Origin of the sequence: Algoriphagus yeomjeoni, assembly GCF_003259505.1 — a bacterium.
Classification (GTDB): Bacteria; Bacteroidota; Bacteroidia; order Cytophagales; family Cyclobacteriaceae; genus Algoriphagus; species Algoriphagus yeomjeoni.
This window is the reverse complement of the sequence record NZ_QLLK01000005.1, coordinates 180,907-201,871: the sequence shown is the minus strand read 5'-3', so window position 1 is coordinate 201,871 and position 20,965 is coordinate 180,907. Positions and strand designations below refer to the sequence as shown.

Genomic DNA, 20,965 nt, shown 5'->3' with positions numbered 1-20,965 from the left:
TTTCCCTGTAGTAGGAAATTGTGCAGATGGATAGATCGCCACTTGGATCATTTTTGGCTCAATTAGATAGGTTTTGCTCTTGAGACTGGCTTTTTTCAAATTCTTCTTTAAGCCTCTTCTCTACCTTTAAATCCGTGAAGACAGCTTGTACAAACTGTTCATCTTTGACAAACAAGTTGATTCTTCTTTTACCATCAATTTTATAGTATACTTTACCTTGGGTAGGATGGTTCAGTAATTTAAAATCATCTCCGTATGTCAATTTATATTTTTCTAAGACTTTTGGGAGGAGGCTTTCAGCCCAATAATGTCTGTTCCAAGGTGCCCAAGCTACATAAGAATAGAGGACAGGCATTTCATAAACTTTTTCGTCTATGAATGTCGGAAAAAACCGCATGCTTACTTCACTGTCATATTCATCCACAATTCTGTGCTCTACATTGGTGGATCCACCAGGACCTTGAGTAATTTTTTGTTGTTTATTCAATTCAGTGCAATGATCAAAAAAGTCTTTTTGGGGCATGCCTAAATAAAAACCTAAAAACAAGTTATCTGATTCCAATGGATAATCCTCAGAGGAATTAAAGAATGAAGAATCACAACTCTGAAGGACAATGCTCAGAATTATTAAAGAAAATAATTTGGTTAAATATCTTCGCATGGATAAATGGGTCATAAACAACTACGGAAATTCTCTCTAAGCATCTGATATGCGAGATGGAGAAATTAAACGAATTTGAATCTATTTTTCAATCTTATTTAAAACAAATTTGGAGTATGAAGCTCTTAAAAAAAAAGCAAGCTGAAATTTCAGCCTGCTTTTTGGTCTGTATTGAATACTGATTAATTGTATCCAGGGTTTTGTTGTAATTTTGGATTCGCAAGTAGCTGAGGCTGAGGAATAGGGAATAATTCCAAATAGCTTCCAGGAGAGTGAACCTGCTTTGGCCTATTCATACCTTCATAAGGCCACCAAGCATCGCCATACTTTTTGAATCGGATTAAATCCTGTCTTCTAGTCATTTCGACATACATTTCCCTACCTCTTTCCGCAAATAGATTTTCTTCGGTCAAAGTAGTGAAAGGATCCAGGTTACCTGCTCTGTCTCGAATTTGATTCACCAAGGCCAATGCTTCAGTGGTTTCCCCCATTCTGAACTTAGCTTCAGCAAGTGAAAGAATGGCATCAGATAACCTGAATATCACAAAGTCATTGCTCATATTATCAGTCCCGCCCCTTTCAAATTCGTATTTCGCAATTCTAGCTCCTGCTTGACGTAAACCTCCAGGAGATATTTCATTCAAGTAAGGCATGAAAGTTAGTGGAGGTCCATTTGGATCACCGTTTCTTCCTGTAGGATCTGTAGGTTCAACTCCCGGATCTACCAATGTTGTACCATCAGCTCTAAATTGAGGTCCTACCAAGAAATTGCTTAATCTTCCGTCTCTCGTTCCAGTGGATTGTTCTAAAGCCAATCCCTTCCAAACGGGACCTTGAACACCTGGATTTTGAGCCGGATCAACGTATGAGTTATAAAATTCTTCAACTGTCTGATAGCCATTCCATGGCTGTTGGGTAAGGTTGAAGGTAGACTGGCTTACAATATGTAGTGTCATCATTACCCAGTTAAAACCACCAGCAAATACCTTATCATAAGGATAGACAAAGATATTTTCGGTGGATTGACTGTTATTTATTACAAAATTATTTTGGTAAGATGGCATCAAGCTGTATACACCGCTATTAATAATCTCTGAAGCATCTGCAGCAGCTAGAGCCCATTGAGGAGAACCTGTATATACCTCTGCATTGAGGTAGAGCTTCATTCTGATCATTAATGCACTCCATTTGGTCATTCTTCCATATGTTGTCCCGTCTTTTGATACTGGAAGCAGTGGAATGATTTCATTGAGTTCACTCAATATAAAATCATAAACTTCTTGCCTAGATCTGGTATCTGGAGCCTCCTCATTAGTAAAATCTGTTACAATAGGGACATTACCAAAAGCATCCATAGCCCAGTAATAATAAAGAGCCCGTAATGCCCTGAGTTCAGCGATAAACGCCTCAGAGTTAGGATTATCCAGTGTTTCAAAAGAAAAGATCAATCTATTACAGGTATTGATTCCTCCAAAAAGGAAATTCCATGAATTTTGAAAGAATGGATTATCACTTTTGAATTCATGCTGATGCAGTTGCAAAAGAACTCCTCCATCAAACCAGTCTCCCCCTTTATGTGAAACAACAATTTCGTCAGAGGCGATTTCATTGATAGACCAAAGTCCGGAGTGATTCCCAAGTCCACCTAAGGATGTGTATGCTGCTCCAAGCGCAGAAATAAATTCTTCATCTGTTTGGAAAAAGTTATCAGCTGTAACAGCGCTAAAAACTTCTTCTTCTAAATCGACACATGATGATGCGAAATAGCTCATTCCCAGGCAAATCAAGAAGTATCGTATGTTTAGTATTTTTTTCATGATATCTTATGTTTTAGCTTAGAAACTTAGATTAAGGCCTAGAGTAGTAATCGTCGTGGTGAAATAAGTTGCTCTTCGCTCAATTCCCGGAGCAAGAGGATCATTATTTGACTCTGAATCTCCATATCTCACCTCAGGATCTACACCGGTATATCCGGTAAACATGAAAGGATTTTGAACTGAAATATAAGCCCTAAATCTTCCAACTGCTTTGCCTGGCTCAATATTGAAATTATAGCCGAGAGTTGCATTGTCCAAAACTACAAAATCAGCTTTTTCAACATGCGTGCTATTGTATTCTGCTTTAGTGATATTCGGATCAAAGTATTTGGTGTTTACAATATTCCAGTTTTGAACTGTTGTACTCTCCGTATTCTCATAGAAACCTCTGTAGCTGTTAATTAGGTAATGACCAAAAGATCCTCTAAAGAAGAAATTCAAATCCCAATTCTTATAAGCTATGGAGTTATTGAAACCAAAATTCAAAGTAGGATAAGCTGTACCTAATTGGGTTCTATCATCATTACAGTTACAATAAACCGGATTTCCGTTTTCATCTTCAGCTGTACCATTAATTACTTGCATTATCGGACTTCCATCATCACTGACACCTACTTGAATTGGTCCCCAAATTTGCCCTAGCGGCCCATTTTCCTGAATCCTGATCAATTGTGTCAGGTTTTGACCTGGTGATCCAAAATTAGAGCGGTAATTAACTTCTCCGAAACTTAAATCTCCTGCAGACAAGCTTCTAAGATTTGTCTTTAATGTTGAGAAATTGACTCCCGTAGTCCATCTGAAATCAGCTGTCTGAACAGCTTTATAGTTTAACATGACTTCTAGACCAGAATTGGACATTTCACCTATGTTCAATTGGGTAGTAGGAAATAAGTTTGGTGGTACAGGTACGTTGATTGGTAAAATCATTCCTGTAGTCACCCTTGTATAATAGTCGATAGCACCATCAAGCTTGTTATTAAAGATCACAAAGTCCAAGCCCACATTATATTCATCCTTTGTTTCCCAAGATAAATCTGGATTTGCGTTTGAAGTTGGTCCGTAAGACGGTATAAATTGCCCGTTATAGAAGAAGTTTCCCTGACGTCCAAATCTCAATAAAGAAAGATAAGATTCTCCTGGCTGGGTTCCTGTTCTACCATAACTTGCCCTGAATTTCATCGAACTTACACCTGGAAGGTCTACCAAATTTGCGATGTTCACACCTGCACTGATTGCAGGAAACAAGCCCCACTTATTGTTAGCTCCAAATCTAGTTGAACCTTCATATCGAGCGCTCAGAGATAATAGGTAGGTATCATCCAAATTGAAATTAGTCCGCCCAAAGAAGGCTACTAATTTGTTTGTGTTGGCATAACTTGAAACGTTTGCCAAACCATTGGCAAAATCAAGTGCTGCACCGATGTTATTGTAAGTAAATGCATCTGTCAGAAAATTACCAGCTTGGGTAAAATCTCCTTGATAAAAAAATTCCTGATAAGAATATCCTCCCAGGATCGACACACCAACTTTACCCAAGTTTTCATAATAATTCAATGTAGCCTCAAACAGATCATTTAGACTTTCATTATTTCGAATAGTGGCCAAACCATTTCTACCAAATCCACCTCCGAATTTCGCTGTTTTGGGAGAATAAGACCCTCTCCATTCAGTTTCTCGCTGAGTGGAATAAAACAATGCACCGCTAAATTTACTAGAGAAATTGTATTCTCCACGGATACTGGCCAAAAGGCTGTTATCTCTACCATCTGCGATGTTTTGTTCTGCAATGGATACAGGATTGAACCAGTCAAAAATATCTCGCTCTGAATAGCCTCCAAAATCAGGACTTTGTGGGTTTGGATCATAAACAGGGAGCGTTGGATTGCTTATAATAGCATATCTAAAGGCGTTTTCGTTGCCAAATTCTCTATCGACTGAGGTATTGGAAATATTTACCGTAAATGTTGCTTTGTCTTTTAGTGCTTTTTGAGTTAGACTCAATCTGGCATTTAATTGGTCGAATCCGGAATTAATACCAACACCATCAACATTTCTAGAATTGATCGAAACTCTATAACTGGTGCTTTCATTTCCTCCACCGAGCGAAAGATTGTTTATAAGACTAACTCCTGTATTAGTTACCTCATCAAGCCAGTTGGTACTACCTCCAAGGTCTCTGGAATTAGGTATTGCCTTGTATTCTTCAGCATTCATGACACTGATTGTCCTAGCAACATTTTCGATAGCTACACTACTGTTAAATTCAACAACAGTTCTTCCCTTTCGGCCCTTTTTTGTGGTTACCAAGATCACACCCGCTGATCCTCTTGTGCCGTAAATCGCAGCTGCAGACCCATCCTTCAATACGTCCATGGATTCTATATCATTTGGATCTACTGTACTTAAGGAAGCTCCAATAACACCATCAATAACAACTAGAGGCGAAGCATTTTCTCCGATGGAAGAGATACCTCGCAATCGCACATTAAATCCACCATTGGGATTTCCTCCTGGCCTTGCGATGTTTAGTCCCGCAACTTTTCCTTGAAGCAGTTGCGACGGATTATTAACGGTACCTTGATTAAAATTCTCTGATTTGATACTGGTTACCGCACTGGTTATCTCCTTCTTTTCTTGCGTACCATAACCCACAACTACGACTTCTGTCAGAGCTTGTATATTTTCGGCTAGGGCTACATTGATTTCTGTCCGGTTTCCCACCGCCTCTTCTACGATGTTATAACCGATAAATGAAAATCGTAAAACATCACTGGGGCTTGCCTCGATAGAATAGCCCCCATCCAAATCTGTCACCACTCCTTGCGTGGTACCACTAATTAGAATACTTACTCCCGGGATTCCTTCCCCAGTTTCTGCATCTGTAACTTTTCCTGTTATCGTAGCTTGCTGTGCAAATGCCGACTGACATAGGCTAAAAGCGAAGCATAAGAATAACATGAAAATCAACTTTAAATGTTTCTTCATGTGATTTTGGGTTTTGGTTAATTGTTTAATGAGCTCTTTTGGAAAATCTTTATTCTTTTGCTACTCAACAATTTCAGAAGCTCTTTTCTGAAATAAATGGCAAAACAACTATGCTTAATTTAAGGCATTATACCTTCAGACCAAAGGACTGTTGGAACTTCTCCTCAGTTTTATGAATTCAAATAATAATTTTAAATTCTAAACCTCAATAAAAGCATTTGATTCAAAATATCTCAAGGCAATTTTAAATAAAAATTCTGCATTCTAAAATAAAACCAAAGATAATTGTAAAATTATTTGAATAACAAAACAGCTATCTAATATGCCCTTTTGAGAACCTTCTAATTCCAAGTTTGTTTAAAATAGTTTGTTTTGCCTCTGAAAAAAAATGAACAGATTTCCCATGAATCTAAAAACAAGCTTTGAAATTTGAATTTGATTAATCAATTGTTATAAAACTGTTCAAATCGGGTGCTTGGATACCTAAATCAACCAAAACCACAGACTTAATAAAAAGGCTACGAGCTTAGGCAAAGATTTTTATAGTATTGGGAATATGAGCATGGGCTACCTCAAAAGCATTTTCTCATTTCTTATGAACTTTAGCTAATTCCCTTGTTTTGTGGATCAGGTAGAAAAAACCACTACACCTGTTTTTACCTTGTTTCAGATTGAGTAAAACTTTATCTCGATTTTGGTCAAACCAAACAAACTGGTAGATTCATAAAATTTAAAAGCATTTATGCCAACACCTGTGTCATTTAGGTTAATTTATGACCATGGATAATTTGCTGAAGTTTCTAGTAGTTGGCCAACCAAGTTTAGATTCGCTCGGTGAAATAAATTTAAGTTCAAACTGGAGCTTGTATGTTTTTCAGTTCTCTTGTAATAAATCAATAGAAACCCTAACGAAACTCAAATTCCAGTTAAGTTCTCGAATTTGAGATGTATTTAAAAAGGAGTTGAACTTTTGTTCATTTCCTGTTTTATGAACATAGTCAATGAAGCAAAAAACCCTTCTTATTCTTCTGTTTTTTACCAGCCTTTCTTGCCATAGAAAAGAGAAAAGTGATGACATGCTGTTCCAACTACTTTCAGAGGAAGATTCAGGCATATCCTTCAGAAATGACCTGGCATATACCGAAAAAGTTAACCCCTACACTTTTCGCAATTTTTACAACGGAGCTGGAGTAGCGCTAGGTGATATTAATAACGATGGACTAACTGATATTTTCCTGGCAGGAAATCAAACTTCAAACAGACTTTACCTGAACCTGGGAAATCTGAAATTTAAAGACATTACCGACCAAGCTGGACTAAACTCAACTGGCTATTGGACTACTGGAGTAAGTATGGCCGACGTGAACGGAGATGGATTTCTGGATATTTACGTTTGCAAATCCGGCCCTCCAGGCGGCGAAAAACGCCACAATGAACTTTTTATCAATACTGGGAATCTGACATTTTCAGAAAAATCCAACGAGTATGGAATTGCTGAAAAAGGGCTGAGTCAACATGCTGTTTTCTTTGATTTTGACAAGGATGGAGATTTGGACATGTACCTCCTCAGTAATTCGACACGATCTATTGGAATTTATGATCTGAGGATTGGGCAGCGCGATACACGTGATCCAGAAGGAGGAAATAAGCTATTCAGGAATGATGGAACAAGCTTCACGGATGTATCTGAATCGGCTGGAATTTACGGTAGTAACATAGGCTATGGTCTTGGTGTCACAGTGGCTGACTTGAATAATGATAATTGGCCGGACTTTTACGTTTCTAATGATTTTTTTGAAAGAGATTATCTCTATTTCAACAACCAAGACGGGACATTTACTGAAGTTCTTCCTGAACTACTCCCAGAAATAAGTCTGGGTAGTATGGGGGCTGATATTGCTGATCTGGACAATGATACCCGTCCAGATATTTTTGTCACCGAAATGCTTCCAAAAGAACTATCACGCGTCAAAACGAAGACCCCTTTCGAAGATTGGGATAAATTTCAATCCAATGTAAAAGCTGGATATCATCAGCAATTTACCCGAAACACGCTTCAAAGAAATCTGGGATTCAGACCTGGAACTCAAACCCCAATTTTTGCAGAAGTCAGTCGGATGGCAGGCGTAGAGGCAACAGACTGGAGTTGGGGGGCTTTGATTTTCGACATGGACAATGATGGACTGAAAGATATTTTAGTCACCAATGGAATTGTGAAAGATTTGACTGATTTTGACTTTGTGGATTTCTATGTCAACAATCAGAAGAAAGTAAAAGGTTTTCAGGAAGACTCTATCCTTTTGACTAAAATGATTGATGCATTTCCATCCAATCCTCAGCAAAACTTTTTATTTAAAAATCAGGGAAATTGGAAATTTGAAAACCTTGCTCAAAGTCTGGGTTTAGATCAGCATACATTCAGCACTGGATCAGCCTATGGCGATTTGGATAATGACGGAGATCTGGATTTGGTGATCAATAATTTAAATGACCGGGCTTTTGTATACAGGAATACCAGTTCGGACAAAAAAATAGGCAACTATCTCAGCATAGAACTAGGTCAGGAATTTGGCACAAAAATTACCGCTTACACTGCAGATAAAAAGCTTTTTCAAGAGTATCAGCCAGTCAAAGGATACATGTCATCGGTAGACCCTAGGTTGCATTTTGGCCTGGGTTCAGTAGAAAAACTCGATTCCCTGGAGATTATTTGGCCTGATGGCAAAACCCAAATCATCAGAGACGTTCAGACCAATCAAGTATTGAAACTCTCACCCGAGAAAGATGAAAATGCCAAACCCGATTTAGAAGAATTTCCAGCCCAGCTTTTCGCTCAAAAAGTTTCAAAAATCCCTTTTCAGCATCAGGAGAGTAACTTTATAGATTTTGATCGAGATCGATTACGATTTTGGATGATCAGCAACGAGGGACCAAAAGCTGCCAAAGCAGATGTGAATGGTGATGGGTTGGATGATCTTTTTATTCCGGGAGCGAAAGAACAAGCCTCTGTTTTGTTATTTCAAAACTCAAATGGCGAATTCATTTCCAAACAAACAGAACTCTTTGCTTCGGATGCCATTTCTGAAGATGTCACGGCTCTTTTTTTTGATGCGAATCAAGATGGAAAACCGGATTTGCTCGTAGGTAGTGGTGGAATCGAGTTTGGAGATAATTCCCTGGCATATTCAGACCGGCTTTACCTCAATGATGGAACTGGAAATTTTCAAAAGTCCCCTCAATACTTTTCTTCAAACCCGACTGCCTTTCTACTTCCTATGGATTTTGACGAGGACGGAGATTTGGATTTGATCGTCGGCAGCCGGGTCATTCCATTTGCATATGGAATCCCAACAGGGCTACAAGTCTGGGAAAATGATGGAACAGGAAATTTTAAGCAAATTTCTCAAAGTCTCAACCCTGAACTCTCAAAAATCGGGATGCTGACCTCCGCTGATTTGGCAGATTTGGATGGAGATGGAACACTTGAAATCATTGTCGCCGGTGAGTGGATGTCTATTAGGATTTTCAGTTTTGAGGGAAATAAATTGATTGAAAAAACGAACGATTTTGGTTTCGAAAATACCAGTGGCCTTTGGAATTGCCTGTTTGTTTCAGATGTGAATAACGATGGATATCCCGACATTCTTGCCGGAAATCACGGCTTAAATTCACGACTTCGAAGCCACAGCAGCTCTCAGCTTAGAATGATCCTAAACGACTTTGATCAAAATGGAACCTTAGATCAGATTCTTTCGCAATACGAAAATGAAAGAACAATTCCATGGGTGCTTAAACCTGCCTTGCTCCGTCAAATCCCCTCTTTACGAAAGCAATTGCTAACCTATGAATCCTACCAAAACAAATCTTTAGAAGAACTTTTCCCAGAAGCTGTTTGGGCAAATTCCTTAACTTTAACAGCTGGAATTCTAGAAACCAGCCTTTGGATAAACGATGGAACCGGCAATTTTCTACGCACTGATTTACCCCTTGAAATCCAATCTGCTCCAGTCTACTCCATCACTTCCATTCCTGGAAAAACTGGGGAGTCCTTCTTGATTTTTGGAGGAAATCAAAGCCGGATCAAGCCAGAATTGGGGAGTCAAATGGGAAGCTATGGCTGGGTCCTGAAACCTAATGGAAAAAATCAGTGGAAAATTCTAAAGCCTGAAGAAAGTGGTCTGTTTGTTCCCGGTGAAATTCGGGACTTTATTCAAATCAGTCTTGAAAACAAACCAAATTTAGTAGTATTACGAAATAATGATAAACCCTTGGTTTTTGAATTCCGCGATTAATTCTGCTTTGCCCCTTTTTCTTTTCTCACTCCAATCCCGCTACAAAGGAAGAGATAGAAAAGAATTTTATTTTTGGGATCAAGTCAAACAAAATTCCATGGAACAAGAGCAGGGAAGGGTTAGAAAATCAAGCTTTGGAACTTCCGCGGAAATGAACAGACAGAAAAATTTAATTATTAAATCCACCAATCTTTCGATTAAAAATCAACCCAAAAGACCAACTTGGATTCCAACTAATGCTGGATTTATCGATTTGAAAAGTGAGGGAGAACTCCAGTTTAAAGTGAAAAAACACCAGCAAATCAGAGCCTTCCAAAAGTACTTCTCAGATCTGCGTCTTGAAATTTCGGATCGGTCTTCAGAGAAAAAAATAAAGAATAAGAGCATTTCATGAGGAACCAAATTGCAAGCCTAATCATCGTAGTTTTACTTTTTTCCTGCAAGGAAGAAACTGAAAAACGAGCTACCCTTTTTCAGGAAATTGACGGTGCGAGTTCCGGGGTAGATTTCCGAAACGACTTAAGCTTTAGTGAAGATTTCAATATTTTTACTTACCGAAACTATTATAATGGAGGCGGAGTAGCCATTGGGGATATTAACAACGATGGGCTGGCGGACCTATATCTTACAGCCAACCTAGGTCCGAATAAACTTTATCTTAACAAAGGGGAGTTCAAATTTGAAGATATAACTGAGCAAGCAGGGGTGGCCGGAACGCGCGCTTGGAGCACAGGCGTCTCCATGGCTGATGTAGATGGGGATGGATTTCTGGATATCTATGTTTGCAATTCCGGGGACATTTCCGGTGACAACAAACAAAATGAACTTTTTATCAATCAGGGAGATGGGACTTTTCTAGAAATGGCAGAGGCTTATGGTCTGGCAGACCAGGGATTTTCCACCCATGCAGTTTTTTTCGATTATGACAAAGATGGCGATCTAGACGTCTATTTATTGAATAATTCCTATCAGGCAATCGGCTCGTTTAACAAAATGCAAAACGAACGAATCAAACGGGACAATGTAGGCGGTGACAAACTTTTTAGAAATGATGCTGGGATATTCAAAGATGTATCCGAAGAAGCCGGCATCTATGGCTCAGTCATCGGTTTTGGTCTGGGGATTACGATCGGGGATGTCGATCAGGACACCTGGCCCGACATTTTCATCTCCAATGATTTCTTCGAAAAGGACTACCTCTACATCAACAATCAAGATGGTACTTTCTCAGAATCCTTGGAAAAGTCTATGCGCTCTATCAGCGCAGCATCTATGGGTGCAGACATCGCCGATATCAATGGCGACGGCCTTTTGGATATTTTTGTAACTGATATGCTTCCTGAATCACAAGTCAGGCTGAAGCAGGTTACGACTTTTGAAAATTGGGACAAATACCAATTCAACAAGACTTACGGGTACCACTATCAGCTTTCCCGCAATATGCTCCATCTGAACAATGGAGACGGGACCTTCAGTGAAATAGGCAGACTCAGCAATGTAGAAGCCACAGATTGGAGTTGGGGAGCGCTGATGTTTGACATGGACAATGATGGGTTAAGAGATATTTTTGTAGCGAATGGCATCTATCAGGACATCACTGACCTGGATTACTTGAATTTTATCGACGACGATAAAACCAAAAGTCAAATCATCTCCCAGGAAGGCGTCAATTTCAAAGCACTTGTGGACCCAATTCCTATCAATCCCATCTCAAATTATGCTTTTCGTAATCTGGGTAATTTAAAGTTTGAAAATATCGTAGACGATTGGGGGCTTGGTAAAGCGATCCATTCGAACGGAGCTGCATACGGAGACTTAAACAACGACGGCACACTCGATCTGGTGGTAAATAATGTCAATCAACCTGCTCAGATTTTTAAAAATCAGGGGAAATCTATCAATCCCACTCATCACTTTGTTCAGTTGCAACTGAAGGGAAAAGGAAAAAACACACAGGCTGTAGGAACACAGATCCGTTTAAAATCAGGAGACCAAATATTCTATACAGAGCAAATGCCCAATCGCGGTTTTCAGTCATCTGTAGACCCGAAAATCACAATTGGTTTAGGGGATTTGAAAGTGATTGAATCTATTGAAGTTCTTTGGCCTGATGGAAAATACACGGAATTAAAAAATCAAGTTGCCGATCAGCTATTAGTATTGAATTGGGAAGATGCTGGCGAACTCCCTTCTGGAACATCCTTTTTTGAAAAGCCTAACAACCAACAATTCAGCAAAGTTGAAAACTCAGGTTTGAGTTTCCTTCATGAAGAAAATCCATTTGTGGATTTTGATCGAGACCGACTGACATATATCATGTATTCCACTGAGGGACCGGCGTTTGCTAAAGCTGATGTAAACGGTGATGGGCTAGAGGACCTCTTTTTTGGCGGAGCCAAAACCTTCACGGCAAAACTCTTTCTCGCTTCCCCATCCGGAAAATACTATGAAAGTCCACAAGAAGCATTTATTCAAGACAACGCATCAGAGGATACCGATGCAATATTTTTCGATGCAGATGGTGATGGAGACCTGGATTTGTTTGTGACATCAGGAGGTAATGAATCCGGTTTCGGGTCAATAGACCTGGCGGATCGATTGTATTTAAATGACAGTAAAGGAAATTTCACCAAGAATCTATCCGCTGGATTCACCACAGTTTTCGGCAGCAGCAGCTCTGTGAAACTAATCGACATCAACAAAGACGGAGCACTTGATTTATTTGTAGGAGGAAGACTGGTTCCTTTCACCTATGGCGCCCCAGCAAACAGTCAGCTTTGGGTTAATGACGGGAAGGGTAAATTCACTGAAAAGTCGGCTACACTGGCCCCAAGTTTGAAAAATCTCGGAATGATAACAGATGCCGCCGTACTTGATTGGGATCAGGATGGAAGCGATGATTTGGTTTTGGTAGGTGAATGGACCGCACCAATCTTTCTGAAAAATAAAAATGGCCAATTCGAAAGAATTGAAATGCCAGAACTTGAAACATTGAAAGGCTGGTACCGGGCAGTGAATGTAGCGGATTTAAATAACGATGGGCTTCCAGATTTGATTTTGGGCAACAATGGGCTGAACTCACGATTCAAAATCTCCGCTGACTCCCCTGTAAAAATGTACTTGAATGATTTTGATCAAAATGGATCTATCGAGCATATTTTCGCACAAGAAGTTGGAGGAGTCCAAATTCCCTATACACTGAAACATGAACTTGAGCGTCAAATACCCTCTGTGAAAAAGAAATACATCCGCTACAGTAATTACAATAATAAATCTTTGACAGATATTTTCCCTTCAGATATTATTGATCAATCCATCATCAACGAAGTAAATAATCTTGAATCCGGAGTGCTCATAAATGAAGGAAACGGGAAATTTTCCTGGAAACCATTTCCTATCCTAGCTCAACGCTCCTACGTTTTTGCAATTGCAGTTTTAGATTTAAATAAGGATGGAAATTTGGATTTGATTCTGGGAGGAAACCTAGCCCAAGCAAAACCGGAAGCCGGAAAATACGACGCCAGCTATGGCGAGGTATTATTAGGTAAAGGAGATGGAACATTTGATTATTGGGAAAATGCAGCCCATGGCCTCAAAATAGATGGGGATATCCGGGCATTTGGACTTCTGGAAAACAGAAAACTTCTGGTGGTAAAAAACAGTGCCGAAGCTGAAATCTGGGAGTACAAGTGAGATTCAAAAAATGCACAATGATTGATTTATAGGCTGAAAAGGTGAGCAAAATCATTTGCTTAAAGCCTAATTTCCAATACTTTTGCCAACCCACACTAGGTTATCATTTCTTAAAAAGCTTGAGCTTGGCGCCTGATTACCTTAAATTTATAGCCCAATTGATTCAATCAGATATTAAAATGCGTTTACTAAAATCCATATTTGGCATATGTTTGCTATTCACAGCAATATCCTGCGCAAAAGAAGTCGATTATTCCCAAGCCATCACAGATGGGCATTATCTCAGTGAAGCACAGAATAAAATCACAGAAGTGATCATCCACGATATTTTCTCCCCTCCCGTAGCGGCGAGAATCTACAGCTATGCTTCTCTTGCAGCTTATGAAGTGGCGGCTTCTGTAGATCCGAATTACGTTTCTCTCATGGGACAATTAAATGGTTCGGAGAAAGTGGCTTTTTCCCCTTCCGAAAAAGTGTACCCACCCTTGGCTTCTCTGGCAGCCTACTACTACGTTGGAACGGGATTGATCTTTTCTGAGGAATTGATGAACGAGCACAGAGATGCAGCTTATGAAGCTTTAAAAGAAAAAGGTATTCCTGATGATGTGTTTGAAGCATCCATAGCCTTCGGCAAAGAAGTAGGAGATGTAATCAAAGCCTATTCATCCAAAGATAATTACCATCAAAGCCGATCATTTCCAAAATTCACTATAACTGAAGAAGAAGGAACATGGCAACCAACTCCTCCTGCTTACATGGAGGCAATTGAACCACACTGGAATAAAATAAGAACCTTTGTTCTTGACTCTGCTTCCCAATTCAAACCACTACCACCTCCTGCATTTTCTACAGATCCGGATAGTGAATTCTTCAAAGTAGCTAAGGAAGTCTATGATGTGGACAAGGCAGCTACTGAGGAGCAAAAAGAAATTGCGCTTTTCTGGGATTGTAATCCATACAAAATGAATGTAAAAGGCCATGTGATGTTTGCGGAAAAGAAAATTACCCCAGGCGGACACTGGATGAGTATAGCGGCTATTGCATCCAAAGCAGCGGAAAAAGACTGGAAAGGAACTGCCGAGGCTTTGGCTATGACAAGTATCTCTCTGAACGAAGCCTTTATTTCCTGCTGGGATGAGAAATACCGCAGCAACGTCATCAGACCAGAAACATACATCAACCAACATATAGATGAGCAGTGGGTGCCACTTTTACAGACGCCACCATTCCCCGAGCATACCAGCGGACATAGTGTGGCTTCGGCAGCTTCAGCCTACACCTTGGCACATTTGTTTGGCGATGAGTTTCATATTGTCGACAGCTCTGAAGTAGCTTATGGCTTACCGATAAGAGAGTTTGACTCCTTCTCCCAAGCCGCTGAAGAAGCCGCACTAAGTAGATTCTACGGAGGAATCCATTACCGTCCAGCCATTGAATATGGTATTACGGAAGGAAGGGATTTGGCTAAATTCATCTGGACAAAAGTGGACACAAAACCAAAAAATGTAGCCAGCAAATAAACTTGAAAGCACCCGAACAACCGGGTGCTTTTTTGTTATCAAATCATGAAATACAGTGATTGATTAAACTCATTAAGTCTCTTCTTGTTTATATTTTGGCGGATATTCTTTATCTTAACTTCTCACCTTTTTGAATTGGACTTTTCCTTTTCTTGTTTTTAAACTACCTATATATGTCAAAAACCATTATCGTTTCCAATCGCCTTCCTATCAGTCTTCGTCATCGCAATGGCAGATTTGAATTTAAACCAAGTGCTGGAGGATTAGCCACTGGTCTTGGGTCAATCTATAAAGAAGGAGAAAATATTTGGATCGGATGGCCTGGAAATACTGTTGACGATCCCGAACAAAGAGCTGAAATCATCCTTGAACTTCACGATCTCAAAATGGCCCCGGTTTTCCTCTCTAAGGAGGATGTTGAAGAGTTTTACGAGGGATTTAGCAATGAAACGTTGTGGCCTGCATTTCACTATTTCACCCAATACATGGTATACAACCCAGAGCATTGGGATGCTTATGTTCGTGTAAACCAGAAATTCTGTGATGCGATATTGAAAAAAGCAGGACCAGACGATACAATCTGGATTCATGATTACCAGCTGCTTTTACTCCCGCAGATGCTTCGAGAAGTATTGCCAAATGCTACTATCGCATTTTTCCAGCATATCCCTTTTCCTTCCTATGAGATCATACGGATGATACCTTGGAGAAAAGAGCTCTTGGATGGCGTTTGCGGAGCAGATCTGATCGGATTTCACACCTATGATGACATGCGCCACTTCCTCAGTGCGGTAGGAAGACTTACCGGACTATCCAGCGAAAGTGGCTACATACAAGCTGAAAACAGGATCATCAATGTGGATTCCTTCCCGATGGGGATTGATTACGACAAATTTGCCAAACAAGCCAAAAGTAAGAGGACACAACGCTTTGTCGGAGAATTTGGCAAGCAAGTGGAAGACCAAAAGCTATTACTAACAATTGATCGACTCGACTATTCCAAAGGTATTCCTCAGCGTATTCAGGCTTTTAATCAATTACTAGAGCAGCACAAAGAATTGCATGGCAAAGTATCCATGATCATGATCGTGGTGCCTAGCCGGGACAAAGTCCAATCTTACAAAGAGCTAAAAGAGGAAATTGACTTACTAGTAGGTCGGATCAACAGTGAATATTCCACGCTGAATTGGGTGCCGGTGCATTATTTTTACAGAAGTTTCCCTTTCGAAGAACTCAGTGCATTTTACAACATGTCAGACATCGCGTTGGTAACTCCTCTGCGTGACGGCATGAATCTAGTTTGTAAGGAATTCGTGGCAAGCAAAACTGATCAGACGGGTGTATTGATATTGTCTGAAATGGCTGGTGCATCCAAAGAATTGCAGGATGCTATTTTGGTCAATCCAAATGACAGACAAGGCGTAGTCGATGCGATTTACAATGCGCTATCCATGCCTCTGGCAGAGCAAAAAGCCAGAATCAGCAGCATGCAGGAAAGCCTGAAAAAATACGATGTATTCCAGTGGGTGAAAGTATTCATGGATCGTCTGGATCACGTGAAGAGAAAGCAGGAAGAGCTTACCTCCAAAGATGTAGATGCTAAAGTGATGAACGAGATTCAGGCAAATTTTAAAAAGGCCAAGAATGCTGTTTTATTCCTAGATTATGACGGTACACTTACCGGATTTCACTCGGATCCTCAGAAGGCTATACCAGATGCAGAATTGAAAGGAATTGTGAAAGACCTTAGTAAACTTGCACAAGTAGTAGTCATCTCAGGAAGAGACAAAGACACCCTCGGCAGGTGGTTTGATGGTCAAGATATTGATATGATCGCCGAACACGGTGTGTGGGTCAAAAAGAAAGAGAACAAGGGAGATTGGGAGCTTTATGCAGAAATAGAAGACGGATGGAAAGATGATATCCGTCAGATCATGGAGTATTACGTACTTAGAACTCCAGGAGCATTCATCGAAGAAAAGCATCACTCACTTGTTTGGCACTATAGAAAAGTAGAAAGTGGTCTGGGAGATCTCAGGATGCGGGAGCTCTTCAGTCATCTGAAATATATGGCAAGAGGACACAACTTGCAGGTTTTGGAAGGAAATATGGTCTTGGAAATCAAGCGCCCGGATATCAATAAAGGCCGAGCTGCAACAGCCATGATGAAAGGTGGAGAATATGATTTCATCTTGGCAATAGGTGATGACTGGACGGATGAAGACACGTTCAAAGCGATGCCAAAAAATGCTTACTCAATTCGTGTAGGCTATGCTTTTACCCAAGCGAATTTCAATATCAAATCCGTCAAGCAAGTGAGGCAATTGCTTCAGAAATTGACTTCTTGATGTTAATAGGATTATTCTCAACGTTGCCAGTTGCCATAGATTCTTTGCTTATCTGGCCGGAAGACCCTTGCCCGAACTACAGGCGGGGATGACCGAAGACCCAAGCTGGCTCAATTTATAAGTTTCACATCACTTGCATTGCTTTTGCCTACATACTGGCAGAAAAGCGGATATTCCTTAAAATAAAAATTAATGTAGGGGCGAGAGATTTTTCGCCCCTTTTTTTGGTTCATGACTTGAACCAGTGAGTTCTCCGCGTCACCCCGTGACCTTCGCGGTTAAAAATCACAAATACTTTTTATACAGGTTCTCGAGAATCCTTTTATCCGATTCAGTTAATTCAGATTCTATATCATGCTGCACGAAATGTAGCTTGAATGAACGAATCGCCGCTTTTTCATCGCTAACATCATAGCCGATGATTCTCAGTGCGAGAACTGGATCAAGCCTTGGCTCTGGTATGGAATCGGAATTTTCGATGGGAATTGAAGTCGAAGGCTGAGAAGATAGAACGGGAAAAACCACTTCCTCATCGTACCACAAACCGAATCCCTCATCAGCTAATTTTTTCCAAGGAAAATAAGTACTCGGATCGACTTTGCGTGAAGGAGCAATATCAGAGTGCCCTATAAAATTGGCAGTAGGAATAGAATATTTCCATTTCAATCGTTTCAGCAACACCAATAAACTTTCGATTTGGGCAGTTGTGAATGGCTCACTTCCGTTATTATCAAGTTCAATCCCTATTGAGGCAGAATTCAAATCGGTATCATTTCCCCAGCGACCTCTGCCTGCATGCCAGGATCGCAAATAATCATTTAACATCTGAACGATTTCTCCATCCCGACCTACTACATAGTGCGAACTTACCTGAGTTCTGCTCAGTGTAAAGGTGGTAATTGTCTGCGCCAAAGAATCCTGTGCCGTATGATGAATGATCACATAGTTCGGCTTTCTGATGCTGAAGTTGGTTGTTCCTACCCATTCATCAGTGATGCTCAGCGTATCGTAATCAAGCTCAGCTTTAGTTTTTGGGATTTCTTGAATAGAAGCAGTGGCATTTTTCACTGCCTTTTCGTGAGCTTTATTATTCTTTCTGTAAATGTCCTTGGAGCAGGAAACAAAAGCGAGTGAAATACTCACAAAAAGAAGCGTCGAGAAAATTCTATGGAAACTCATGGTCAATACTAGTTAATCTGAAATCGAAGCTACAAGTATTGTACTAAGCCCGAAAACCAAGCCTATAAAAATGCAATAAGTTATCAAAATGAAGAATATCAACACGTTTCGTTCCGTAGGAACGTCTGGTAGGAAATCAGGCACCATACGTTCCTACGGAACGATAAAAACCGAAACAATATCCAACCTACCAACCAATTGTCCCTCTGGGACAAAAAAAGTCGAGGTTAAACCACATAGCCACATAGAGATCATAGCGACTGATAATTATATCAAGTAAAACTAAGTTTTGCCATGTGCCTATGTGGTGAACATTCTTTTTCTTAAAACTCTGAGCCTTGGCGGGAGACACTTCGACTTCGCTCAGTGTGACACAAACGATTTTTAGTATGACATGCAGCAATTAAACGCCGCGCCTCCCATACAGCTGTCGGGAGCGCCTTCGCGGGAAAACTTTAACCAATAAAACCTTCGAGGTCTAAAAAAGACCTCAAAGGTTACATCCAGTCCAAGTTCTGCAGAAACAGGAAAACACTAAGTTGCGCCCTCCGTGTCACCCTCTGTGAACTTTGCGGTTCAAATTAGTATCACAAGAAATTCGGTCTATCCAACTTCCTTCCTATACGGAAAGCTGCATTCATCAAGCCCACGTGAGAGTAGGCTTGAGGGAAATTTCCCCACTGACTTCCGGACTTTTGATCTACATCTTCAGAGAAGAGATGCAAGTGATTGCAGTATTTCACCAAGGTCTCAAAGCCTTCAACAGCCTCATCCAGTCTACCAACACAAGCCAGTGCCTCTATGTACCAGAATGCACAAATCAAGAAGGTAGTCTCTGGCACCCCAAAATCATCCATGTGCTTGTAGCGATAGAATAGGAAATCCTTTGCCAACAACTCATCTTCCAAGGCTTTCAGGTGATCATTTGCCCTTTCCAGATCTTCCCCAAAATACCCCATGGTGATCAACTGTAGTGTGGAAGCATCCATATAAGTAGAGCCTAGCGCTTGCCCATAGGCTTTCTTCTCAGGCAGATAGCAGGATTCAATTTTTTTAATAGCCACATCACGAAGCGCTATTGCTTTTTGGTACATGCTGTCGTCTTTCAGACGAATCCCAATTTTTGCGGCAGCACAGGCTCCAGCCCAGTGAAACAAGAAGGTATAACAGTGCTCCTGAGCTAGATTTCTAAACTCCCAAAGCCCCGCATCTTTCTCATTCATTGTTGCTTCGATCTTATTCAGCAAGTTCATGATCATCGGTTTGGAGCTACTTCTCTCCTCTTCCGTAAAACGCTGATCGGAATACAGCGGCAGCAAGGAAACCAATACCTGACCGTATAGGTCATTTTGAATATGGGTGTAAGCTTGGTTACCAAAGCGAACCGGCTTCTCACCCAAATAACCATCAAGATCAGAAATCTCCTCCGTCAAAAGCGAATCTCCTGTGATGGAATAAAGTGGCTGATAGCGGCCATCTTCTCCCGGACGGAGGTTATGAATAAACTCAAAGTATTTTTCCAGCTCCTCAAAGTGACCCAAGCTATTGAAACAAGTCAGTGTATAATAGCTATCCCGAATCCAGCAATAGCGATAATCCCAGTTTCTGGTAGATCCTGGGGACTCAGGCAAACTGGTCGTTGAGGCTGCAATGATGGCTCCTGTATCTTCGTACTGGTGGATCTTGAGGATCAAAGCCGAGCGAAGTACCAGCTTCTGATGGAAGTTAGATATACTGGTGGACTTTACCCATTCTTGCCAATAGGCAGTAGTGGCATGTAAAAACCGCTCCGAAGTAGTTTCAATTGGAGCTTCCAGAGGTCGTCCATAAGTAAGCACCAAATAAACCGGCTTATTCAAAGCAAAAGCCTTCCCATCCATTATGTAGCTCAAAGGAGCATTCGTGGATAGTCTTAGCTCCTGATCAGTATCCATAAACCGAATATGATTAGACCCCATGCTAGCCTTCAGCAGTCTGGCGCCGTGCTCAGAAGAAGGCTGACATTTGATCAGGATTTTTGGGGATCCTGATATCGCTTCGATCTTGCGGATCAGCATCAGCGGCTTGTAGTATCGATCAAAGTTTTTGAACCGTGGAGCAAAATCAGTGACAGCATAACTACCCTCTTCTGATTTGACCGTCGTCTTCAGCACATTGGTGTTTTCCAGATACTCCTGGGAAGACTTAAAGTCTCCTGACTCCGGATGAATGGTGAATTCACCTCCCTTTTCCCGGTCGAGCATTCCCCCAAAAATAAAATCAGAATCAAATCTTGGCAGACACATCCAGCTGATATTAGTGTCCAGTTCCACATGGGCGATGAATGCACAGTTGCCGATCACCCCACTCCCGTAGGTATGTTTTTTCATTAAGGTCAGGTTTGAAGTTGAAAAGTTTGGCTTTTGGGTCAATCTTCAAGAACGCAAAAAAGGGGATAGCATGCAAAAATCCTCTCCCCATATTCGCCTGA

9 protein-coding genes are annotated in these 20,965 nt (G+C 40.6%); 4 read left to right on the top strand and 5 right to left on the bottom strand.

What is annotated here, in order from left to right; genetic code table 11:
- Positions 1-58 precede the first annotated feature (58 nt).
- The 3 genes from LV83_RS10130 to LV83_RS10120 all read right to left on the bottom strand — a co-directional run bounded on the left by LV83_RS10130 (position 59) and on the right by LV83_RS10120 (position 5,463).
- Positions 59-661 carry a hypothetical protein gene (locus LV83_RS10130; protein WP_111611434.1) on the bottom strand — a complete coding sequence of 201 codons (603 nt, stop codon included), beginning with the start codon at positions 659-661 and terminating at the stop codon, positions 59-61.
- Between the two features lie 182 nt (positions 662-843).
- Positions 844-2,478 carry a RagB/SusD family nutrient uptake outer membrane protein gene (locus tag LV83_RS10125; protein ID WP_111611433.1) on the bottom strand — a complete coding sequence of 545 codons (1,635 nt, stop codon included), beginning with the start codon at positions 2,476-2,478 and terminating at the stop codon, positions 844-846.
- 18 nt (positions 2,479-2,496) lie between these two features.
- The gene (locus LV83_RS10120) at positions 2,497-5,463 is read right to left on the bottom strand and encodes a SusC/RagA family TonB-linked outer membrane protein (RefSeq protein WP_111611432.1); all 2,967 of its coding nucleotides are present in this window, start codon (positions 5,461-5,463) and stop codon (positions 2,497-2,499) included.
- 1,001 nt (positions 5,464-6,464) lie between these two features.
- On the opposite strand from LV83_RS10120, the gene LV83_RS10115 reads away from it, so the two are divergent.
- From LV83_RS10115 to LV83_RS10095, 4 genes are all read left to right on the top strand, one after another.
- Positions 6,465-9,755, top strand: coding sequence for a VCBS repeat-containing protein (locus tag LV83_RS10115; protein ID WP_111611431.1), 3,291 nt, complete (start codon positions 6,465-6,467; stop codon positions 9,753-9,755).
- Positions 9,756-10,145: 390 nt separating this feature from the next.
- A complete protein-coding gene (locus LV83_RS10105; protein WP_111611429.1) occupies positions 10,146-13,448 on the top strand; it encodes a VCBS repeat-containing protein in 3,303 nt (1,100 codons plus the stop codon).
- 179 nt (positions 13,449-13,627) lie between these two features.
- Positions 13,628-14,968: a vanadium-dependent haloperoxidase gene (locus LV83_RS10100; RefSeq protein ID WP_111611620.1), complete on the top strand. Its 1,341-nt coding sequence runs from the start codon at positions 13,628-13,630 to the stop codon at positions 14,966-14,968.
- Positions 14,969-15,141: 173 nt separating this feature from the next.
- The gene (locus LV83_RS10095; protein ID WP_111611428.1) at positions 15,142-17,316 is read left to right on the top strand and encodes a bifunctional alpha,alpha-trehalose-phosphate synthase (UDP-forming)/trehalose-phosphatase; all 2,175 of its coding nucleotides are present in this window, start codon (positions 15,142-15,144) and stop codon (positions 17,314-17,316) included.
- A gap of 285 nt (positions 17,317-17,601) precedes the next feature.
- Here LV83_RS10095 and LV83_RS10090 read toward each other — a convergent pair whose 3' ends face one another.
- Positions 17,602-18,495, bottom strand: coding sequence for an N-acetylmuramoyl-L-alanine amidase (locus tag LV83_RS10090; RefSeq protein WP_111611427.1), 894 nt, complete (start codon positions 18,493-18,495; stop codon positions 17,602-17,604).
- A gap of 587 nt (positions 18,496-19,082) precedes the next feature.
- On the bottom strand, positions 19,083-20,864 hold the full coding sequence (locus LV83_RS10085) for a glycoside hydrolase family 15 protein (RefSeq protein ID WP_111611426.1): 1,782 nt from the start codon (positions 20,862-20,864) through the stop codon (positions 19,083-19,085).
- Positions 20,865-20,965 lie beyond the last annotated feature (101 nt).

Bases quoted from the DNA above. Each gene is read 5' to 3' on its own strand.
- LV83_RS10090 (WP_111611427.1), bottom strand. From the start codon at position 18,495: ATGAGTTTCCATAGAATTTTCTCGACGCTTCTTTTTGTGAGTATTTCA.
- LV83_RS10085 (WP_111611426.1), bottom strand. From the start codon at position 20,864: ATGAAAAAACATACCTACGGGAGTGGGGTGATCGGCAACTGTGCATTC.
- LV83_RS10100 (WP_111611620.1), top strand. From the start codon at position 13,628: ATGCGTTTACTAAAATCCATATTTGGCATATGTTTGCTATTCACAGCA.
- LV83_RS10125 (WP_111611433.1), bottom strand. From the start codon at position 2,478: ATGAAAAAAATACTAAACATACGATACTTCTTGATTTGCCTGGGAATG.
- LV83_RS10115 (WP_111611431.1), top strand. From the start codon at position 6,465: ATGAAGCAAAAAACCCTTCTTATTCTTCTGTTTTTTACCAGCCTTTCT.
- LV83_RS10105 (WP_111611429.1), top strand. From the start codon at position 10,146: ATGAGGAACCAAATTGCAAGCCTAATCATCGTAGTTTTACTTTTTTCC.
- LV83_RS10095 (WP_111611428.1), top strand. From the start codon at position 15,142: ATGTCAAAAACCATTATCGTTTCCAATCGCCTTCCTATCAGTCTTCGT.
- LV83_RS10130 (WP_111611434.1), bottom strand. From the start codon at position 661: ATGCGAAGATATTTAACCAAATTATTTTCTTTAATAATTCTGAGCATT.
- LV83_RS10120 (WP_111611432.1), bottom strand. From the start codon at position 5,463: ATGAAGAAACATTTAAAGTTGATTTTCATGTTATTCTTATGCTTCGCT.